Below are 18,377 nucleotides of genomic sequence, written 5' to 3' on the forward strand. Positions count from 1 at the left end.
CCTTCGGTAGCGCGGTGGGGCGCGGCCAGGTCGCCCTCCGGTCGCGCTGCTCGAACGACCCCGGCCCGACGTACCGAACGGTGTGCTTGTGACCGTCGATTACAGTGACTCCCTGTGCTCGACAAAGCCGCTGCTACGACGCAGTACCCCGTGACGCGGCGGGCCTTCGGGCTCGCGATCCTCGTCCTGAGCGGACTCCAGCTCATGGTGGTGCTCGACGGCACCGTGGTGATCCTGGCGCTGCCGCGATTGCAGGAAGAAATGGGGCTGTCCAGCTCCGGCAGCGCCTGGATGGTGACCGCCTACGGCCTGCCCTTCGCCGGCCTGATGCTGCTCGGCGGCCGGATCGGCGATTCCTTCGGGCGGCGGCGGATGTTCCTGCTCGGTGTCTCACTGTTCACGCTGGCATCACTGCTGTGTGGACTGGCCCAGAACGAAGGCATGCTGATCGCGGCCCGCGCTTTCCAGGGCACCGGCGCCGCACTCGCGGCCCCCACCGCGTTCGCCTTGGTGGCCAGCACATTCGCACCGGGACCGGTGCGCAATCAGGCCTTCGCGATCTTCGGGTCGATGGCGGCGCTCGGCTCGGTCGGCGGACTGGTGATCGGCGGCGCGCTCACCGAGGTGAGCTGGCGCTGGATTTTCCTGATCAATGTGCCCATCGGCGCGCTCATCATCCTCGGCGCCGTGATCGCCCTGCGCGACACCACGCATCACCGGCTCACCCTCGACGTGCGCGGCGCGATCCTCGGCACCCTGGCCTGCGCGCTGATCGTGTTCGGCGCGACCGAAGGGCCGGAGTTCGGCTGGGACAGCCCCTACGTCATCGGTTCGCTGATCGGCGGTGTGGTGCTGCTGGTGGTGTTCGTGCTCGCCGAACGCGCGGTGGCCAACCCGCTGCTGCCGTGGTCGCTGTTCGATCACCGCGACCGCAACGCCACCTTCGTCATCATCCTGCTCGCCAGCGGCGTGCTCGGCGCCACCACCTACTTCGCCGGGCTGTTCGTGCAGAACGTGGTCGGCTACAGCCCGCTGGTGGCCGGGTTGTCGTTCATCCCGTTCACCGTCGGCATCGGTATCGGCGGCGCGCTGTCGTCGAAGCTGGCGATGCTGGTCGCGCCGCGGTGGCTGCTCAGCGGTGCGGCCCTGGTCCTGGTGGCCGGGCTGGGTTTCGGATCGACGCTCGACGGTGACGTCAGCTATGTGCCGACCCTGCTCGGGCTGTTCCTGGTGATCGGTTTCGGTATGGGCCTGGCCATCGTCCTCATCCCGCTGTGCGTGCTCGTCGGTGTGCCGCAGGACGAGATCGGCCCGCTGTCGGCGATCGGCCAGATGTTCCTGAGCCTCGGCACCCCGATCGCGATCGGCCTGCTGACACCGCTGGCGGCCTCACGCACGCTGTCCGAAGGCGGCCGTACCGGCAAGCCCGCGGATATGACGGCGGCCGAACTCGTCGCGCTCGGCAGCGGCTACACGTTGGTGCTGTTCGTCGCGGCCATCGGTGCGCTGCTGGTCGGGCTGCTCGCGCTGACCCTGCGCTACACCCCGCAGGAAGTGGCGCAGGCCCAGCACGCTCAGGAAGAGGCCCAGCAGGCCTGAACCCGGCGGACTCGGCAGCGGGTTCAGAGTCGGCCGACGACCTTGTCCGGTGTGACCCGCACGATGATCCGCTCGGCGTCGTGCACCGAGGCCGGATTGAACTCCCGGTAGGTCTTGCCGGTGTACTTCAGCGCCAGCTTGTCCGGCAGCGCTCGCTCCGGGTCGGGCGTCACGGTGGCCGAGCCCTTGATCTCGGCGTAGACGAAGGGCCGGTCGGGCGGGTTGATCATCACCGTGACCCGCGGATCGCGCATGACATTGCGGCCCTGCACCCGGCCGACGGTGGTGGAGAAGATCAGATCCTCGCCGTCGCGCTCGAGCCAGACGACGGTCAGATGCGGATGCCCGTCCTTGCCGACGGTGGCGACTGTGGCGTAGACGCGCTCTTCGTCCAGATACTTCTTCAGGTCATCGGACAGTACGGCTGTAGTAGTGCTCACAACACTCGCCAACACCCGGGTCTCCCGGCGCATTCCAGCCGCGGATCTCAGGTGATGATGAGAAGTTCGGTGGGGGAGGCGATCTCGGTTCGCAGCCCGGCCTTGGTGGCGATCCGGGCGACGGCGCGGATATCGGCCGGCTCGGCGCGGGTGAGCACCAGCGCGCGGGCGAGCAGGCCCTTGTGATGCTTGTTGAAATGCGAGACGACGGTGCGGGAACCATCGGGATGCTCGGTGAGCACGTTCGCGGTGATGGCGCCGGGGACGCGGCCGAGCTGCTGATAGGTGCCCGAACGCAGGTCGATCACCAGATCGTCGCCGGCCTCGGCGCGCAGGGCATCGGGCAGCTGTTCGCGCCACACCGCCGACAAGGTGGGCAGGCCGGGCAGTTTCGACCCGCCGGAGAGCCGATACGCCGGGATCGGATCGCCGGCCCGCACCGCGCCGAACAGCGCCGAACCGATCCCGAGACGGGCGTAGGCCTTGGCCCGCTGCACCTTGGTGAACGAACGGGCATCGAGCGCGTCGTAGAGCACACCGGTGTAGCGCTCGAGCGCGGGCCGGGTGGGGGAGGTGCGCAACGCCGCGTTGCGGGCGATCTCCGTCTCCGCGCCCTTGCCGAGGCCGAGCGCGGCGCGCGAGGCCTCCGGATCGCCGGCCAGCCGTACCACCTCCGCCAGCAATTTCTCCCGCACCGCGGTCAGCTGCGGCATCGCCAGCTCGCCGAGCTCCAGCGGCGCGCCGGTTCCGCCGTCGGACTTGGTTTCGGAAGGAGGTAGCAGCACCAGCACGAGCGACAACGGTAATCGGCGCCCGCCGGCCGGCCGGCAGCACCCCGGGACGCGGCCCCGGGTACTTCGGCGCCGACCGACCGTTGGCCACAGCCCAGCGGTGCCGCGGGGATGGTGTGAGCCGGCGGCGTGATGGGCGGCCGTCGTCAGCGCACCGCGCGTAGGAAGGCCCGGGTCCGCTCGTTGTGCGGGTCCTCGAACAGCTGCCGCGGCGGGCCCTGCTCCACCACGCGGCCGCCGTCGAACATCATCACCCGATCGGACACATCGCGGGCGAAGCGCATCTCATGGGTGACGATGAGCATGGTGATATCGGTGCTCTCGGCGATATCGCGCAGCAGGTCGAGCACATCGCCCACAAGTTCCGGATCCAGCGCCGAGGTCACCTCGTCGAGCAGCATCACCTTCGGGTCCATTGCCAGGCAGCGCGCGATCGCGACGCGCTGCTGCTGACCGCCGGACAGCTGCGCGGGATGGGCGTGCGCCTTCTCGGCGAGCCCGATCATCTCCAGCAGCTCCGTCGCCCGCGCGCGGGCCTGGCCCTTGGACCGCCCGAGCACATGCACCGGCGCCTCGGTGATGTTCTCCAGCACCGTCATATTCGGGAACAGGTTGAACTGCTGGAACACCATACCGATCTTCTTGCGCACCGTACGCAGGTGTTTCTCCTTGGCGGGCACCAGCTTCGCACCGCGCTGCTCGTGCGTGAGTGGTTGTCCGTCCACCCAGATGACGCCGTCGCTGACCTGCTCCAGCGTCATCAGCAGCCGCAGGATCGTGGTCTTACCCGATCCGGAGGGGCCGATCAGGGTGACCTTCTCGCCGCGGCCGACGGTGAAATCGAGGTCGTCGAGCACCACCAGCTTGCCGAACCGCTTGCCCACCTTGTCGAAGCGGATCATCGCGTCCTGGTCGCGGCCGACCGTGTCGTCAGTAGTAGGCAAGACGCTTCTCCAGTCTTCTGATCAGTACAGACGTCGGGTAGCTCGCGATGAGGAAGAACACGCCGGCCAGGGTCAGCGGCTCCAGATATTGGAAGTTGCGGGCCCCGAACTGCTGGGCGGCGGTGACGAGTTCGACCACCGAGATGGCGAACAGGAACGGCGTGTCCTTGAACATCGACACCGCGTTGGTGCCGAGGGCGGGAACGCTGGCGCGGATGGCCTGCGGCAAGACCACCGCCCGCCAGGTGCGGTACGGCGGCAGCGACAACGCACGCGCGGCCTCCCACTGCCCGGTCGGCACCGACTCGATCCCGGCCCGGTACACCTCGGCCAGATAGCTCGAATAGTGGATGCCGAGCACGGTGATGCCGATCTGCAATGCGGAGAACTGCGGCAGCAGGTTGTAGGCGAACAGCAACTGCACCACCAGCGGCGTGAGCCGGACGAACTCGGCCACCGCATGCACCGGGGCCGCGATCCAGCGCGGGAACGACCGGCGCACGATCGCGATGGCCAGCCCGATCACCGCCGCGATCGCGAAACCGACGACGGTGGCCAGCAAGGTGATCTGGAAACCGTCCCACAGCACCGGCAGCGATTCCCTGGCGCGCTCCCAACTCCATTCGACGGTCACCGCGCCACCGCCTCGACCGGCTCGTCCGGGGCGAGCCGAAGCATCTCCCTGAGGGTCGGCCCACGGCCGAGCTTCGCCTTGGCGCGGGTTTCCACCAGGTTCATCAGCACCGTCAGTACATAGGCCAGCGCGAAATAGATCAGCAGACCGACACCGAAGGCGAACAGGGTGTCACCGGTGGATTGGCGCAGCTTCCCGATCTCGAAGGTCAAGTCCTGCAACGTGATGTAGGAGGCCACCGCGGTGCCTTTGAGCAGGTGGATCAGCAGGTTCGTCAGCGGCGGCACCATCAGCGCCCAGGCCTGCGGGAACAACACCTTGCGCAACCGCTGCCACGGGCTGAAATTCAGCGCGACCGCCGCCTCCCACTGCGTGCGCGGTACCGCGTTCAACGCACCGCGCACCACTTCGGCCCCGTAGGCGCCGTAATTGAGGCCGAGCGCCAGGATTCCGCAGAACACCGGCTCGAGCTGATAGCCGAACAGCGGCAGCACGTAGAACAGCCAGAAGATCTGCACCAGCAGTGAGGTGCCGCGGAAGAACTCGATCAACACCCGCGAGGTTCCGCGCAGCGCGAGATTGCGCACCCGCACCACGGTCCCGAGCAGCAAGGCGATCACAAAGGCCAGCGCGGCCCCGCCGAGCGTGAGTTGCAACGTGACGAGAATGCCGTCCCAGATCCCGGGAAGCGCCTCGCGCAACGCGTCCATATCGCTCATGGCGCGAACCGCTCGATCAGACTTCGCCCTTGCACAGCTGTTCAGTGGTCAGACCCGGATCCGGCAGCTCCCGCTCGGTGAAACCGAACGGACCGACGATGGCCAGGTAGCGCTCTTTGTCGGAGGTGATCTTCTTCAACTCGGCGTTATAGGCGTCCAGCAGGTCCTTGTCGCCGGTGCGGAAGACGGTGCCGCCCGCCCCGATCTGCGGTTTGCCGTCGATGACCGCCACGAACGACGGCGTCACCTCGACCTCGGCGCCGGGGGAATGGCTCTTCAACCAGTTCAGCGAGATCGCGGTCAACGCGAACACATCCGCGCGGCCGGAGGTGACCGCGTCCAGGCCGTCTTGCGGGCTGCCGACCAGCATGGCGTCGATGCCGAGGGCCGCGGCGTAGTCGGATTCGATGGCGCCGGTCATGGCCGCCATGCGCGCGCCGCTGTCCTTGACCGAGTGCATATCCGTCAGGTTCAGCGGATTGCCGGACTTCACCATCAGCGCGGTCGTGTACATGAATTCCGGTTCGCTGAACGCGGCCTGCTCACAGCGTTTGGGCAGGATCGACATGCCTGCGCTCACCGCGTCGAAGCGCTGGGCCTGTAAACCGGGGATGAGCGCACCGAACTCGGTCTGCACGCCGTCGACGGTGTCGATGCCCAGATTCTTGAAGATCTCCCGGTGCAGGGCGACGGTCGCGCCGGTCAACTGCCCGTCCTGCTCGAAGGAGTACGGGGCCTCGCCGGCGAACCCGACGGTGATGGTGCCGCTGTCCTGCAACGTTCGCAGCAGTTCGCCCTCGGCGGCGGTATCGGTCTTGGTGCAGCCGGCCAGCATGGCCGCCGATAGCGATGCCGCGGCCAACGCCGCGGCCCAACGAACCATTCTCCGGTGTGTGTCGACCACTGCCTCACCTTTCGACAGGGGTGGCTGGCCATCATTTCGCGGAGATGATCGGGCGACCAGAATTATCGACACCCCCGCAGGTCAGCGGCCCTTTATGTGGTTGTGTGCGCCGGTATTTCGGCACTCCAACAGTATTTGGTTAGCATTCTTTACATGGCGAAAGTGATATTTTTGTGATCCAAAGTTTGGCGGCCTCCATTAATGGGTAATTCACTTTCCTGTTCGTGCGTCATGATCGTTTTCGGACCCTCTGCGCGCGCCCCGCGGTCGCGAACCGCTAATCCGGTGTCATCGGCCGTGGACCGGCGACTACCCTGTGCATCCGTGATCACCCGCCTCTCCCGCCTGTTCCTGCGCACCCTGCGAGACGATCCCGCCGACGCCGAGGTGCCGAGCCACAAGCTATTGGTGCGCGCCGGATACGTGCGCCGCGTCGCCCCCGGCATCTATTCGTGGCTGCCGCTGGGCCTGCGGGTGCTGCGCAAGGTGGAGCAGGTGGTGCGCGAAGAGATGGACGCCATCGGCGCCCAGGAGATCTCGCTGCCCGCCTTGCTGCCGCGCGATGCCTACGAGACCACGAACCGGTGGACCGAATACGGCGACGCGCTGTTCCGGCTGAAAGACCGCAAGGGCGCGGACTATCTGCTCGGGCCCACCCACGAGGAGCTGTTCGCGCTCACCGTCAAGGGGGAATACAACTCCTACAAGGATCTGCCGGTCACGCTCTACCAGATCCAGGACAAGTACCGCGATGAGGAACGTCCGCGCGCGGGCATCCTGCGTGGGCGCGAGTTCGTCATGAAGGACTCCTACTCCTTCGACCTCGACGAAGACGGCCTGAAGGCAAGCTACAACGCCCACCGTGAGGCCTACCAGCGCATCTTCGGCCGGCTCGGCGTCAAGTACGTCATCGTCGCCGCGACATCCGGCGCCATGGGCGGCAGCGCGTCCGAGGAGTTTCTCGCCGACAGCCCCGTCGGTGAGGACACCTACGTGCGCTGTCCCGAGTCCGGATACGCCGCCAATGTGGAGGCCGTGGTCACCCCCGCTCCCGAACCGCTGCCGATCGAGGGACAGCCCGCGGCCGTCGTCCACGACACCCCGGGCACCCCCACCATCGCGACCCTGGTGGACTGGGCCAACGGCGCCGGTCTCGCCGAACGCTATGGACGGGCGGTCACCGCGGCCGACACCCTGAAGAACGTCATGGTCAAGCTGCGGCACCCGGACGGCAAGACCGAGATCGTCGGCGTCGGCATCCCCGGCGATCGTGAGGTCGACGACAAGCGCCTCGGCGCCTCGGTGGAACCGGCCGAGGTCGAGCTGCTCACCGACGCCGACTTCGCCGCCAACCCCTTCCTGGTCAAGGGCTACATCGGCCCGAAGGCGCTGCAGGCCAACGGTATCCGCTATCTCGTCGATCCGCGCGTGGTGACGGGGTCCTCGTGGATCACCGGGGCCGACGAACCGGGCAAGCATGTCGTCGGCCTGGTCGCCGGTCGCGATTTCACCCCCGACGGCACCATCGAAGCCGCCGAGGTACGCGACGGTGACCCCTCGCCCGACGGACGCGGCACCCTGGTCTCGGCGCGCGGCATCGAGATCGGCCACATCTTCCAGCTCGGCTACAAGTACACCGACGCCTTCGAGGTCGATGTGCTCGGCGAGAACGGCAAGCCGGTCCGCCTGGTCATGGGCTCCTACGGCATCGGCGTCTCCCGGATGGTCGCGGTGATCGCCGAACAGCAGCACGACGACAAGGGCCTGCGCTGGCCGGCGTCGGCCGCTCCGTTCGACATCCACGTCGTGATCGCCAACAAGGACGCCGCCGCCCGCGAAGGCGCCGAAGCCGTGGTCGCCGGACTCGACGCTCAGGGCCTTGATGTCCTCTTCGACGATCGCACCGCCTCGCCCGGCGTCAAGTTCAAGGACGCCGAACTGCTCGGCATGCCGTGGGTGCTCGTCATCGGCCGTGGTTGGGCCGACGGCAAGGTCGAACTGCGCAACCGGTTCACCGGCGAATCCGAAGACATCGCCGCCGATTCCGCCGTCGACGCGGTGCTCGCCAAGATCCGCGGCTGACTGTGACGCACGGTCTACGCCCCCGGCTCCGAATCGGACCGGGGGCGTAGGCGTTTCCTGGCGTCGGTCGGCGGGTGGTCCGCGCCCGCCGCCTCGTGGTGCGGTACCCGAAGACTCGGCTCCCGCTGAGAGGGATGCGCCGGGCGCGGACAACCGCGATGCCGAGCACCATGGCCCGTGGACTCCGGGATGAGACCACCGGCTGTGGAAAGGATTTCGCTATGGGTGCCGTGCGGTTCGACGAGGAATTCGACGTGGTGGTCCTCGGGGTCGGGGCGGCCGGCGCCGCCGCGGCGCTGAGCGCGCACGCGGCCGGCGCGCGGGTCGTGGTGCTGGAGAAGGCGGATCCGGCGACGGCGGGCGGTAACACCAGGGTCTCCGGGGCCGGCTGGTTCATCAATCGCGACCCGCGACGCGCGGAGGTCTTCCTCCGTTCGCTGTGCGGGCCCTACCCGGTCGCCGAGGACGTCATCGCCACCTGGGCGCGGGAAACCGCGCTCAATTCCGAGTGGTTGCGCGCGCTCGGCGCCGAGGTCGGCGCGAGCGCGCAGTACCACACCGAGCCCGAATATCTCACCCTCGACGGCAGTGACTGCTACGCGGGCATGGACACCGTCGGCGCGCAGATGGGCAACTTCCTGCTCTACGACTTCCTGCTCGGCGCGCTCACCGAGCGCGATATCGACGTGCGGTTCTCCACTCCCGCCGTGGAACTGCTCACCGAGTCCGGGGCGGTGGCGGGGGTGCGAACGGCCGACGGCCGCCGGGTCCGTGCCCTCGGCGGGGTCGTCCTGGCCACGGGCGGTTTCGCCGCGAACCCTGGCATGGTCCGCGACTATCTGCGCCTGAGCGACGCACCGATCTGGGGGTCGCCGCACTGCACCGGCGACGGCCATCGCATGGTCCAGCGCTTGGGCGCGGACCTGTGGCATATGGGCAACATGATGACGATCACCGGGGTGCGCGTCGATGACGGGCCCGGTGCCTTCCTCGCGCTGTGGGCCGCCCACCACTATCTGTTCGTCGGCCCGGACGGCCTGCGGTTCGTCGACGAAACCGCCGAGAACCGGCACGGCCACATCTACCGCAACGGCGCGCTGGAACTGTTCCCGCTGCGCCCGTTCCACCTGATCTTCGACGAGCGGATGCGGAAGGCGGGACCGCTGAGTCCGAGCCGCGAGGTGCTGCCCGTCGGCTGGAAACTGCTGATGGAGGATTTCAGCTGGAGCGTCGACAACAGTGTCGAGATCGACCGCGGCCTGATCCGGCGCGCGGATTCCATCGCCGAGCTCGCCGGCCTCATCGGCGTCGACCCGGCAACGCTGGAACGCACCGTCGCCCGCTACAACAAGGCCTGCGAATACGGCCGCGACGACAGCTTCGGCCGGGACCCGAAGACCCTCGCACCCGTATCCGAACCGCCCTTCTACGTTCTGGACGTCGCGCCACTGCTCGGCTGGAGCAATGGCGGACCGCGCCGTGACGGCCGCTCCCGGGTGCTCGACGTGTCCGGCGCGGCGATCGACGGTCTGTATGCCGCGGGTGAGGTGAGCTCGACCTACAGCTGGGCCAAGGACGGCGGTTTCCATATCGCGGATGCCCTGGCCTTCGGCCGGGTCGCGGGCCGGGAGGCCGCCGATCGCGCGGTCGCGCCGCGCGCGTCGACGCCGCTCGCACTCAGCGGTGAACCTACGGTTACGTAGGGGAATGGGCTGGTCAGGCCGATGAAACGGGGCTACCCACTGGTAGGTTGACGGCCATGACGAGCTCTGAAGCGGTGCTGTTCAATCCGGCCACCTACGATCCGCAGCATTTCGATGCCGAGACGCGGCGGCTGTTGCGGGCGACCATCGACTGGTTCGAGCAGCGCGGCAAGAAGCAGCTGCTCGCCGATGACGATGACGCGGTGTTCACCGCCGACTTCCTGGAGTTCGTCAAGCAGGAGAAGCTGTTCGCGACCTTCCTGACCCCGTCCGCCTACGCCGACGGCGACCCGAACCGCCGCTGGGACGCGGCGCGCAACGCGGCCCTGTCGGAGATTTTCGGCTTCTATGGGCTGGCCTACTGGTACGCCGAGCAGGTCACCATCCTCGGGCTCGGCCCGATCTGGCAGAGCGACAACGAGGCCGCCAAGCAGCGCGCGGCCCGTGATCTGGACGCCGGTGAGGTGATGGCGTTCGGGCTGTCCGAGCGTGCGCACGGCGCCGACATCTACAACACCGATCTGGTGCTCACCCCGACCGAGCCGGGCAGCGCCGACGCCGAGGCGGGCATTCTGTTCCGCGCCAACGGCGAGAAGTACTACATCGGCAACGGCAATGTCGCGAGCATGGTGTCGGTGTTCTCCCGCCGCGCCGACATCGAGGGTGCCGACGGCTACGTCTGGTTCGCCGCCGACAGCAGGCACGAGAACTACCACCTGCTCGGCAATGTGGTACGCCAGCAGATGTATGTGAGCACCTTCCGCCTGGAGAACTACCCGGTGCGCGCCGAGGACATCCTGCACACCGGTCCCGAGGCCTTCAGCGCCGCGCTCAACACCGTCAACGTCGGCAAGTTCAACCTCTGCCACGGCGGCATCGGCATGGTCGAGCATTCGTTCTACGAGGCCATCACCCACGCCAACAACCGCATCCTCTACGGCAACCCGGTCACCGACTTCCCGCATGTGCGCACCAACTTCGTCGACGCCTACGCCCGGATCGTGGCGATGAAGCTGTTCAGCGACCGCGCCGTCGACTACTTCCGCAGCGCGAGCCTCGACGACCGCCGCTACCTGCTGTTCAACCCGATGACCAAGTCGAAGGTCACCTCCGAGGGCGAGGTCGTGATGACCCTGCTGCTGGATGTGCTCGCGGCCAAGGGTTTCGAGAAGAACACCTACTTCGCGCAGGTCGCCCGGTTGATCAACACCCTGCCCCGGCTCGAGGGCACGGTGCACGTCAACGTCGGCCAGATCCTGAAGTTCATGCCGAACTACCTGTTCAACCCGAAGGAATACCCGGAGATCGGCACCCGCCTCGACGCCGCCGACGACGAATTCTTCTGGCACCAGGGCCCCGCGCGCGGTGCGGGCAAGGTGCAGTTCGCCGACTGGACCCAGGTCTACGACAAGCACACCGACATCCCCAACGTCGCCCGCTTCTACGAGCAGGCCCAAGCGCTGCGCACCCTGCTCGGCACCGCCGCACCGGATGCCGACCAGCAGCGCGACCTGGACTTCATGCTCACCATCGGCCACCTGTTCTCCCTGGTGGTCTACGGTCAGCTGATCCTGGAGCAGGCCGCCATCACCGGCCTGAACCCGGACCTGCTCGCCCAGATCTTCGACTTCCAGATCCGCGACTTCAACACCTACGCCACCACCCTCTACGGCAAGCCCTCGGCTACCGAGGCCCAGCAGCAGTGGGCAAGGGACGCGCTGCGCACCCCCGCCGCCGACCGTGCCCGCTTCGACCGGGTCTGGGCCGAGGTCGCCTCCTACGACGGTGCCTACGAGATGCCCGCCTGATTCGCGCAGCCGGTCGTTCGTTCGAAACTGTCGACGAGGCCGGATCGGATCCGACGGCCGGGGAGCCGTCCTGCTCGACCGATGGTCCCGCCGGGTGCGCTCGGCGGGACCGAGGCCACGGATACGGTCCGTGGCGGAAGGTCCTGGTGCCCGTTCACGGTCCACGGGCTCGGCGTGGCGATGTCGGCTACGGCTGCCCGGGGAAGGGTGTCGTCGGCGGCGCGACGCCGAGGATCGACTGCCAGACCGCAAGGCGCAGCGCGCATTCGGTGAGCGCCTCCACACCCATGCGGCGGGTGGGCTCGGATTCGCCCTGCTCCACCACCGAGCGCCAGGCGACCGCGGTATCGGATTCGACGGTGGCGGCGAGCCTGGCCGCGGCGACCGGGTCGGTCACCGGGAACGGCATGGTGTAGGCCGCGTCCGGCGGCGGCACGGTGATGCCTGCGGCCTCGACCGCGTCGACGGTGGTGTCGCGGCGGGCCCGGTGGGCGGCGGTGTGCTCGGCGACCAGCCGGTCGCGCTCGGGGGAGGCATAGGCGGCGATCAGGCCGTAGGCGTACACGGCCGCGTGCTCGGCGCTCAGTGCGTCGAGCAGGGCGCGGCGCTCGGACTCGGTCATGCGGCGTCCTTGTGGGCAGGTGCGAGGGGTTCCGGCATCCCGGCGGTCACCGGCGAGGCGAAGGGGTGCGGCTCACTCACGCCAGCAGCACCCCGGCGTGCACCGCGCAGGCAGCGCTGATCGAGGCGAGTAGCCCGGCCCGGTAATCGGAGAGGGTCGCGGCCAGCTCGGCGGCCGAACGCTGGGAACCTGTGAGCTGATCGCGCAGTGTAGCGACGTCGACCGGCGCCGCGGGGGCGACGGTCACCTCGGGTTGGCGCCGGCTCGGGGTGGTGCCGTCGCCGTAGACGCCGACGAGACGGTCGATCTCGGTGCGCAGCGCCTCCGCGTGCGCGGTGCGTTCGGCGGCCACCAGTGTCAGCGCGCCGTGACGCTGTGGATCGAGCGCGATGGCCGCGGTGGCGGCCGCGGCGTCGGTGCGCGCCAGAAGTTCTTGGGTGAGAAGCGGATCGGGTTCGAGCTCCGATTCCTGCGTGCACCCGGTGGCCGCGGCGAGCGCGAGGGCACCGGCCGCACCGGCGCCGGCCAGCCGGAGCGCGGTGCGCCGGTTCACCGGGCGGAAGCGGGAATCGTGCCGATCGATCGGTATGCCGGAAATACACCCGGCCTCGGACCGGATGGGAAGGCGGTTGGGCACCGCACTATCGTGCCAGACGCGCGGCCGGCGACCGCGCACGGACGGAGCCCGGTCCGTCGCCGTCATGCCTTCCGCCGCTGCGTGCCCCGGTGGGGACGTCACGTGCTGGGGAAACTTGCTTGTAGCCGATCGTCCTTTACACTCTCCGGGCGCGTTACGCTAGACCTTCGGTACAGAAATTTCCGCTCGCGCCACAACTGAACCAGGAGCCGCCCCACATGCCCATGCCGACCGAGGAAAGGGTGAGCCAGCTCGTTGCTGGCCCCGTCGAACGCCGGGGATTCGATCTCGAGGGCGTCGAGATCTCGACGGCCGGACGGCATGCCGATGCCCAGGCTCGGGTTCGGGTGATCGTGGACAGCGACGACCCGGCCGACCTCGACGCCATCGCCGAACTCAGCAACGAACTCTCGGCCCAGCTCGACGACGCAGGCGACTTCGGCGAATCGCCCTATCTGCTCGAAGTCTCCACTCCGGGCATCGACCGCCCGCTGAGCACCGACCGGCATTGGCGGCGCGCCCAGGGCCGCAAGGTGCGAGTGACGCTGCGCCCCGGCGCCGAACCGCCCGATCCTGGTGGCAAGGCGACCTTCGACGCCCGGGTGGGCAAGCTCGCCGGCGACACCATCGCGCTCGTGCTCGGCGGCAAGGCCAAGCCGCACCGGGTCAACGTCCCGCTGGCCGATATCGCCGGCGCCGTCGTCCAAGTGGAGTTCTCCCCGCCGAGCCCCCGCGAGCTCGAACTCGCCGGCGGCGTCGCGCCGGGCAGGCCGATCCCCGGCAGCGAGCCGGGCACAACTGTTCCCGCGGGAGAGGACGCCGCGGACACCAGAGGAACCAGCGGGGCGTCGCCCCAGTCTGTTGCAGCGTCCGATTCGATCGAAGGGACCGTGGAATGAACATCGAAATCGAAGCCTTGCGCGCGATCGTCGCCGACAAGGGGATCTCGATCGAGACCGTGATCTCCGCGATCGAGTCCGCGCTGCTGACCGCCTACCGGCATACCGAGGGCCACCAGCCCAACGCGCGCATCGACATCAACCAGAAGACCGGCGTGGTCCGGGTGATGGCGCGCGAACTCGACGCCGACGGCAACGTCATCTCCGAATGGGACGACACCCCGGAGGGATTCGGCCGCATCGCCGCAACCACCGCCCGCCAGGTGGTGTTGCAGCGGCTGCGCGACGCCGAGAACGAGAAGTCCTTCGGCGAATTCTCCACCCATGAGGGCGATATCGTCGGCGGTGTCGTGCAGCGCGATGCCCGCGCGAACGCCCGCGGCACGGTCGTGGTGCGCATCGGCAGCGAACTGCACGGCGCCGAGGGCCTGATCCCGCCTGCCGAGCAGGTGCCGGGCGAGAGCTACGAGCACGGCGACCGGATCAAGTGTTACGTCGTCGGCGTCTCGCGCGGGCCGCGTGGTCCGCAGATCACGCTGTCGCGGACGCACCCGAATCTGGTGCGGCGGCTGTTCGCGCTGGAGGTGCCCGAGATCGCCGATGGGTCGGTGGAGATCGTCGCCGTCGCCAGGGAGGCGGGGCACCGATCCAAGATCGCGGTCCGCTCCACCGTCGCCGGGGTCAACGCCAAGGGCGCGTGCATCGGCCCGATGGGTCAGCGCGTGCGCAATGTGATGAGCGAACTGGCCGGGGAGAAGATCGACATCATCGATTACGCCGACGATCCGGCGACCTTCGTCGGTAATGCACTCTCGCCGTCGAAAGTGGTGTCGGTCACAATCGTGGATCCGGATGCGCGGGCCGCGCGCGTCGTCGTCCCGGATTTCCAGCTCTCGCTGGCCATCGGCAAAGAGGGCCAGAACGCTCGCCTGGCCGCCCGGCTGACCGGCTGGCGCATCGATATCCGCAGCGACGCCGCCCCCGACACCGGTGGTGGCGTGCGCACGGAAGCCCAGCACAGTTGACCCACTCGCGACGTGCGCGGCCCGGCGCGGCGCCGCGGGGAACAACCGGCCGGGATGACATGTTGGTAACTTCGGCAGGGGCGGGGTTCGGTGATCGGACCGTGGCAGCGGTAGAGTGGTCCAAGGTTCAGCACGAGCCGCCGGTTTCCCCGCCCGAACGCACCACCGAGCATCCCCAGGCGCCCCAGCGCCCGGCAGCTCCGGTGCGAACGTGTATCGGATGCCGTAGGCGCGAGCTGGCCGCCGATCTGTTGCGGATCGTGGCCCGGAACGGCAGCGGCGACGTTGTCGAGATCGTGCCCGACCCGCGGCGCAGACTTCCCGGACGGGGTGCCTGGTTGCACCCCCTTTCGGCTTGTCTGAGCCTTGCGGTTCGGCGCCGAGCGATCGGCAGAGCACTACGAGTGTCCGGACATCTGGATATCTCAGCCCTGGAGCATTACCTCGAGAACAGGCACGAGCACTCATGAGCACACCGTGAAGTACCAACGATGAACGTCCATCGGAGATAACCCGAGGTCGTGCGGGCCGCCGTCCCCTGAACAACGGTGGCGCTGCTCGACCTCTCAGTGAGGAGAGCAGTGGCAGGCAAGGCCCGCGTGCACGAGTTGGCCAAAGAACTCGGTGTCACGAGCAAGGAACTACTCGCAACGCTCAAGGAGCAAGGCGAGTTCGTGAAGTCGGCGTCGTCGACGGTGGAAGCACCCGTCGCGCGCCGTCTGCGTGAATCGTTCGCATCCAAGTCCGCACCGGCGAACGGTGCCAAGGCCGGGGCGAAGCCCGGTCCGTCGACCGCGGCCCGTCCGGCCGCCAAGCCCGCCGCGGGTGGTCCGCGTCCGGGTCCGCGCACCCCGGCTCCGGCGCAGGCCGCCGCTCCCGAGGCGCCCGCGACCCCGGCTCCGCGTCCCGGCCCGGCGGTGAAGCCCGGCCCCGCGCCCGCTCCCGCCAAGGAAGCGGCAGCGCAGGCGCCCAGCCCGGCCCCGGCCGCCAAGGCCGCCCCGCAGGCCCAGCCCGGTACTCGGCCCACGCCGGGTGCGCCGCGCCCCGGCCAGCAGCAGCAGCGTCCCGGCGCTCCCGCGCAGGCCGCGCCGCGTCCGGCCGGTCCCAAGCCCGGTCCGAAGACCCCGCGTGTGGGCAACAACCCGTATTCGTCCGCGCCCGAGCGTGAGCGTCCGGCTCCCCGTCCCGGCCCCGGCCAGGCCGGTGGACGTCCGGTGCCCGGTCAGGGTGGACCGCGTCCCGGCCCGGCCCAGGGCGGTCCTCGTCCGGGTCCGGCGCAGGGTGGTCCGCGCCCGGCCGCCGCGCAGGGCGGTGGCCCGCGTCCCGGCGGTCCGCGTCCGAGCCCCGGCTCGATGCCCCCGCGTCCCAGCCCCGGTGCCATGCCCGCGCGGTCCGCGCGGCCCGGCCCGGCCGGTGGCGGCCGTCCCGGTCGCCCCGGTGCCGGTGGCGGCGCCGGTCGTCCCGGTGGCGGCGGCGGTGGCGGCTACCGCGGTGGCGGTGGCGGTGCCCCCGGCGCCGGTGCCGGTGCTCCCGCGGCCGGTGGTTTCCGTGGTCGTCCCGGTGGCGGCGGCGGTCGCCCGGGTGGACCCGGCGGTCGCGGTGGTGCGGCCGGTGCGTTCGGTCGTCCCGGTGGCGCTCCGCGTCGTGGCCGCAAGTCGAAGCGGGCGAAGCGCGCCGAATACGAGAACATGCAGGCGCCCGCCGTCGGCGGCGTGCGGCTGCCGCGCGGCAACGGCGAGATCATCCGGCTCGCCCGTGGCGCCTCGCTGTCGGACTTCGCCGAGAAGATCGACGCGAACCCGGCCTCGCTGGTGCAGGCCCTGTTCAACCTCGGTGAGATGGTCACCGCGACCCAGTCGGTGAACGACGAGACCCTCGAGCTGCTCGGCAGCGAGATGAACTACGTCGTGCACGTGGTCAGCCCCGAGGACGAGGACCGCGAGCTGCTGGAATCGTTCGACCTCAGCTACGGCGAGGACGAAGGCGGCGAAGAAGACCTCGAGCAGCGTCCGCCGGTGGTGACCGTCATGGGTCACGTCGACCACGGTAAGACCCGACTGCTGGACACCATCCGTAAGGCCAACGTCCGTGAGGGCGAGGCCGGCGGTATCACCCAGCACATCGGCGCCTACCAGGTGATGACCCACCTCGGTGAGGACGATCGCCTGATCACCTTCATCGACACCCCGGGCCACGAGGCGTTCACCGCCATGCGTGCCCGTGGCGCCAAGGCCACCGACATCGCGATCCTTGTGGTCGCCGCCGACGACGGCGTCATGCCGCAGACGGTGGAGGCGATCAACCACGCCCAGGCGGCCGACGTGCCGATCGTGGTCGCGGTCAACAAGATCGACAAGGAAGGCGCGAACCCGGAGAAGATCCGGCAGCAGCTGACCGAGTACAACCTGGTGGCCGAGGAGTACGGCGGCGACACCATGTTCGTCGACATCTCCGCCAAGCAGGGCACCAATATCGACGCTCTGCTGGAAGCGGTGCTGCTCACCGCGGACGCGGCGCTGGACCTGCGGGCCAACCCGGATATGGACGCCCAGGGTGTCGCCATCGAGGCGCATCTGGACCGCGGCCGCGGCCCGGTCGCCACGGTGCTGATCCAGCGCGGCACGCTGCGCGTCGGCGATTCGATCGTGGCAGGCGACGCCTACGGTCGCGTGCGCCGCATGGTCGACGAGCACGGCGAGGACGTCGAGGCGGCGCTGCCGTCGCGGCCGGTTCAGGTCGTCGGTTTCACCTCGGTGCCCGGCGCCGGTGACAACCTGCTCGTCGTCGACGAGGACCGCATCGCCCGTCAGATCGCCGACCGGCGCAACGCACGCAAGCGCAACGCGCTCGCCGCACGCAGCCGCAAGCGGATCAGCCTGGAAGATCTGGATGCCGCGCTGAAGGAGACTTCGGAGCTGAACCTGATCCTCAAGGGCGACAACTCCGGTACCGTCGAGGCCCTCGAAGAGGCGCTGCTCGGTATCGAGGTCGACGACGAGGTGCGCCTGCGGGTCATCGACCGCGGTGTCGGTGGCGTCACCGAGACCAACGTCAACCTGGCCTCGGCGTCGAACGCGATCATCATCGGGTTCAACGTCCGGGCCGAGGGCAAGGCCACCGAGCTGGCCAACCGCGAGGGTGTCGACATCCGGTACTACTCGGTGATCTACCAGGCCATCGACGAGATCGAGAAGGCCCTCAAGGGCATGCTCAAGCCGATCTACGAAGAGGTCGAGCTGGGCCGCGCGGAGATCCGGGCGATCTTCCGGTCCTCGAAGGTCGGCAACATCGCCGGCTGCATGGTCACCTCGGGTTCGGTCAAGCGCAATGCCAAGGCGCGCCTGCTGCGCGACAACGTGGTCATCGCCGAGACCGTCACCATCTCCTCGCTCAAGCGGGAGAAGGACGACGCCACCGAGGTCCGCGAGGGCTTCGAATGCGGTATGACGCTCACCTACTCCGATATCAAGGAAGGCGACGTCATCGAGGCCTACGAGTTGCGCGAGAAGCCGCGCGACTGATCGTGACGAACATCGGGTGACCGGCGGATTCGATGATCCGCCGGTCACC

General features: G+C 68.9%; 16 protein-coding genes. 8 read left to right on the top strand and 8 right to left on the bottom strand.

The features are described from left to right. Nucleotides 1-114 precede the first annotated feature (114 nt). The gene (locus tag GV790_RS07235; RefSeq protein WP_280212441.1) at nucleotides 115-1,599 is read left to right on the top strand and encodes an MFS transporter; all 1,485 of its coding nucleotides are present in this window, start codon (nucleotides 115-117) and stop codon (nucleotides 1,597-1,599) included. Nucleotides 1,600-1,622: 23 nt separating this feature from the next. Here GV790_RS07235 and GV790_RS07240 read toward each other — a convergent pair whose 3' ends face one another. The 6 genes from GV790_RS07240 to ehuB form a co-directional block, all read right to left on the bottom strand. Further along, complete coding sequence (locus GV790_RS07240) at nucleotides 1,623-2,039, bottom strand: PPOX class F420-dependent oxidoreductase (protein WP_280212440.1); 417 nt, start codon at nucleotides 2,037-2,039, stop codon at nucleotides 1,623-1,625. A gap of 47 nt (nucleotides 2,040-2,086) precedes the next feature. Then, a complete protein-coding gene (gene yaaA, locus GV790_RS07245) occupies nucleotides 2,087-2,830 on the bottom strand; it encodes a peroxide stress protein YaaA (protein WP_163811771.1) in 744 nt (247 codons plus the stop codon). A gap of 146 nt (nucleotides 2,831-2,976) precedes the next feature. Further along, nucleotides 2,977-3,732, bottom strand: coding sequence for an ectoine/hydroxyectoine ABC transporter ATP-binding protein EhuA (gene ehuA, locus GV790_RS07250; RefSeq protein WP_163812013.1), 756 nt, complete (start codon nucleotides 3,730-3,732; stop codon nucleotides 2,977-2,979). 28 nt (nucleotides 3,733-3,760) lie between these two features. Then, entirely contained in the window at nucleotides 3,761-4,408 is a 648-nt protein-coding gene (gene ehuD, locus GV790_RS07255) for an ectoine/hydroxyectoine ABC transporter permease subunit EhuD (protein WP_163811773.1), read from the bottom strand. Next, nucleotides 4,405-5,127: an ectoine/hydroxyectoine ABC transporter permease subunit EhuC gene (gene ehuC, locus GV790_RS07260; protein WP_163811775.1), complete on the bottom strand. Its 723-nt coding sequence runs from the start codon at nucleotides 5,125-5,127 to the stop codon at nucleotides 4,405-4,407. The genes ehuD and ehuC overlap by 4 nt, the downstream gene beginning before the upstream one ends. Before the next feature lie 16 nt (nucleotides 5,128-5,143). Next, nucleotides 5,144-6,010 (bottom strand): ectoine/hydroxyectoine ABC transporter substrate-binding protein EhuB, encoded by an 867-nt coding sequence (gene ehuB / locus GV790_RS07265; protein WP_163811777.1) that lies wholly within the window; start codon nucleotides 6,008-6,010, stop codon nucleotides 5,144-5,146. A 345-nt stretch (nucleotides 6,011-6,355) separates the two neighbouring features. Between ehuB and GV790_RS07270 the strand changes: the two genes are divergently transcribed. The 3 genes from GV790_RS07270 to GV790_RS07280 all read left to right on the top strand — a co-directional run bounded on the left by GV790_RS07270 (nucleotide 6,356) and on the right by GV790_RS07280 (nucleotide 11,624). Then, complete coding sequence (locus GV790_RS07270; RefSeq protein ID WP_163811779.1) at nucleotides 6,356-8,113, top strand: proline--tRNA ligase; 1,758 nt, start codon at nucleotides 6,356-6,358, stop codon at nucleotides 8,111-8,113. A gap of 221 nt (nucleotides 8,114-8,334) precedes the next feature. Further along, entirely contained in the window at nucleotides 8,335-9,816 is a 1,482-nt protein-coding gene (locus tag GV790_RS07275; protein ID WP_163811781.1) for an FAD-dependent oxidoreductase, read from the top strand. A gap of 56 nt (nucleotides 9,817-9,872) precedes the next feature. Beyond that, the gene (locus tag GV790_RS07280; RefSeq protein ID WP_163811783.1) at nucleotides 9,873-11,624 is read left to right on the top strand and encodes an acyl-CoA dehydrogenase family protein; all 1,752 of its coding nucleotides are present in this window, start codon (nucleotides 9,873-9,875) and stop codon (nucleotides 11,622-11,624) included. 187 nt (nucleotides 11,625-11,811) lie between these two features. Here the strand turns inward: GV790_RS07280 and GV790_RS07285 are convergent, their stop codons facing one another. Then, the gene (locus GV790_RS07285) at nucleotides 11,812-12,246 is read right to left on the bottom strand and encodes a ferritin-like domain-containing protein (protein WP_163811785.1); all 435 of its coding nucleotides are present in this window, start codon (nucleotides 12,244-12,246) and stop codon (nucleotides 11,812-11,814) included. Nucleotides 12,247-12,322: 76 nt separating this feature from the next. Beyond that, nucleotides 12,323-12,883, bottom strand: coding sequence for a hypothetical protein (locus tag GV790_RS07290; protein ID WP_309138983.1), 561 nt, complete (start codon nucleotides 12,881-12,883; stop codon nucleotides 12,323-12,325). A 218-nt stretch (nucleotides 12,884-13,101) separates the two neighbouring features. On the opposite strand from GV790_RS07290, the gene rimP reads away from it, so the two are divergent. The 4 genes from rimP (at nucleotide 13,102) to infB (ending at nucleotide 18,328) form a co-directional block, all read left to right on the top strand. Next, nucleotides 13,102-13,782, top strand: coding sequence for a ribosome maturation factor RimP (gene rimP, locus GV790_RS07295; protein ID WP_163811787.1), 681 nt, complete (start codon nucleotides 13,102-13,104; stop codon nucleotides 13,780-13,782). Continuing rightward, entirely contained in the window at nucleotides 13,779-14,807 is a 1,029-nt protein-coding gene (gene nusA / locus GV790_RS07300) for a transcription termination factor NusA (protein WP_014352000.1), read from the top strand. Before rimP ends, nusA begins: the two co-directional genes overlap by 4 nt. 101 nt (nucleotides 14,808-14,908) lie before the next feature. Beyond that, on the top strand, nucleotides 14,909-15,277 hold the full coding sequence (locus GV790_RS07305; protein WP_375139377.1) for a YlxR family protein: 369 nt from the start codon (nucleotides 14,909-14,911) through the stop codon (nucleotides 15,275-15,277). Nucleotides 15,278-15,388: 111 nt separating this feature from the next. Then, a complete protein-coding gene (gene infB / locus GV790_RS07310) occupies nucleotides 15,389-18,328 on the top strand; it encodes a translation initiation factor IF-2 (protein ID WP_163811791.1) in 2,940 nt (979 codons plus the stop codon). Nucleotides 18,329-18,377 lie beyond the last annotated feature (49 nt).

The sequence above is a fragment of the Nocardia cyriacigeorgica genome (genome assembly GCF_010858045.1).
GTDB classification, from domain to species: domain Bacteria; phylum Actinomycetota; class Actinomycetes; order Mycobacteriales; family Mycobacteriaceae; genus Nocardia; species Nocardia cyriacigeorgica_E.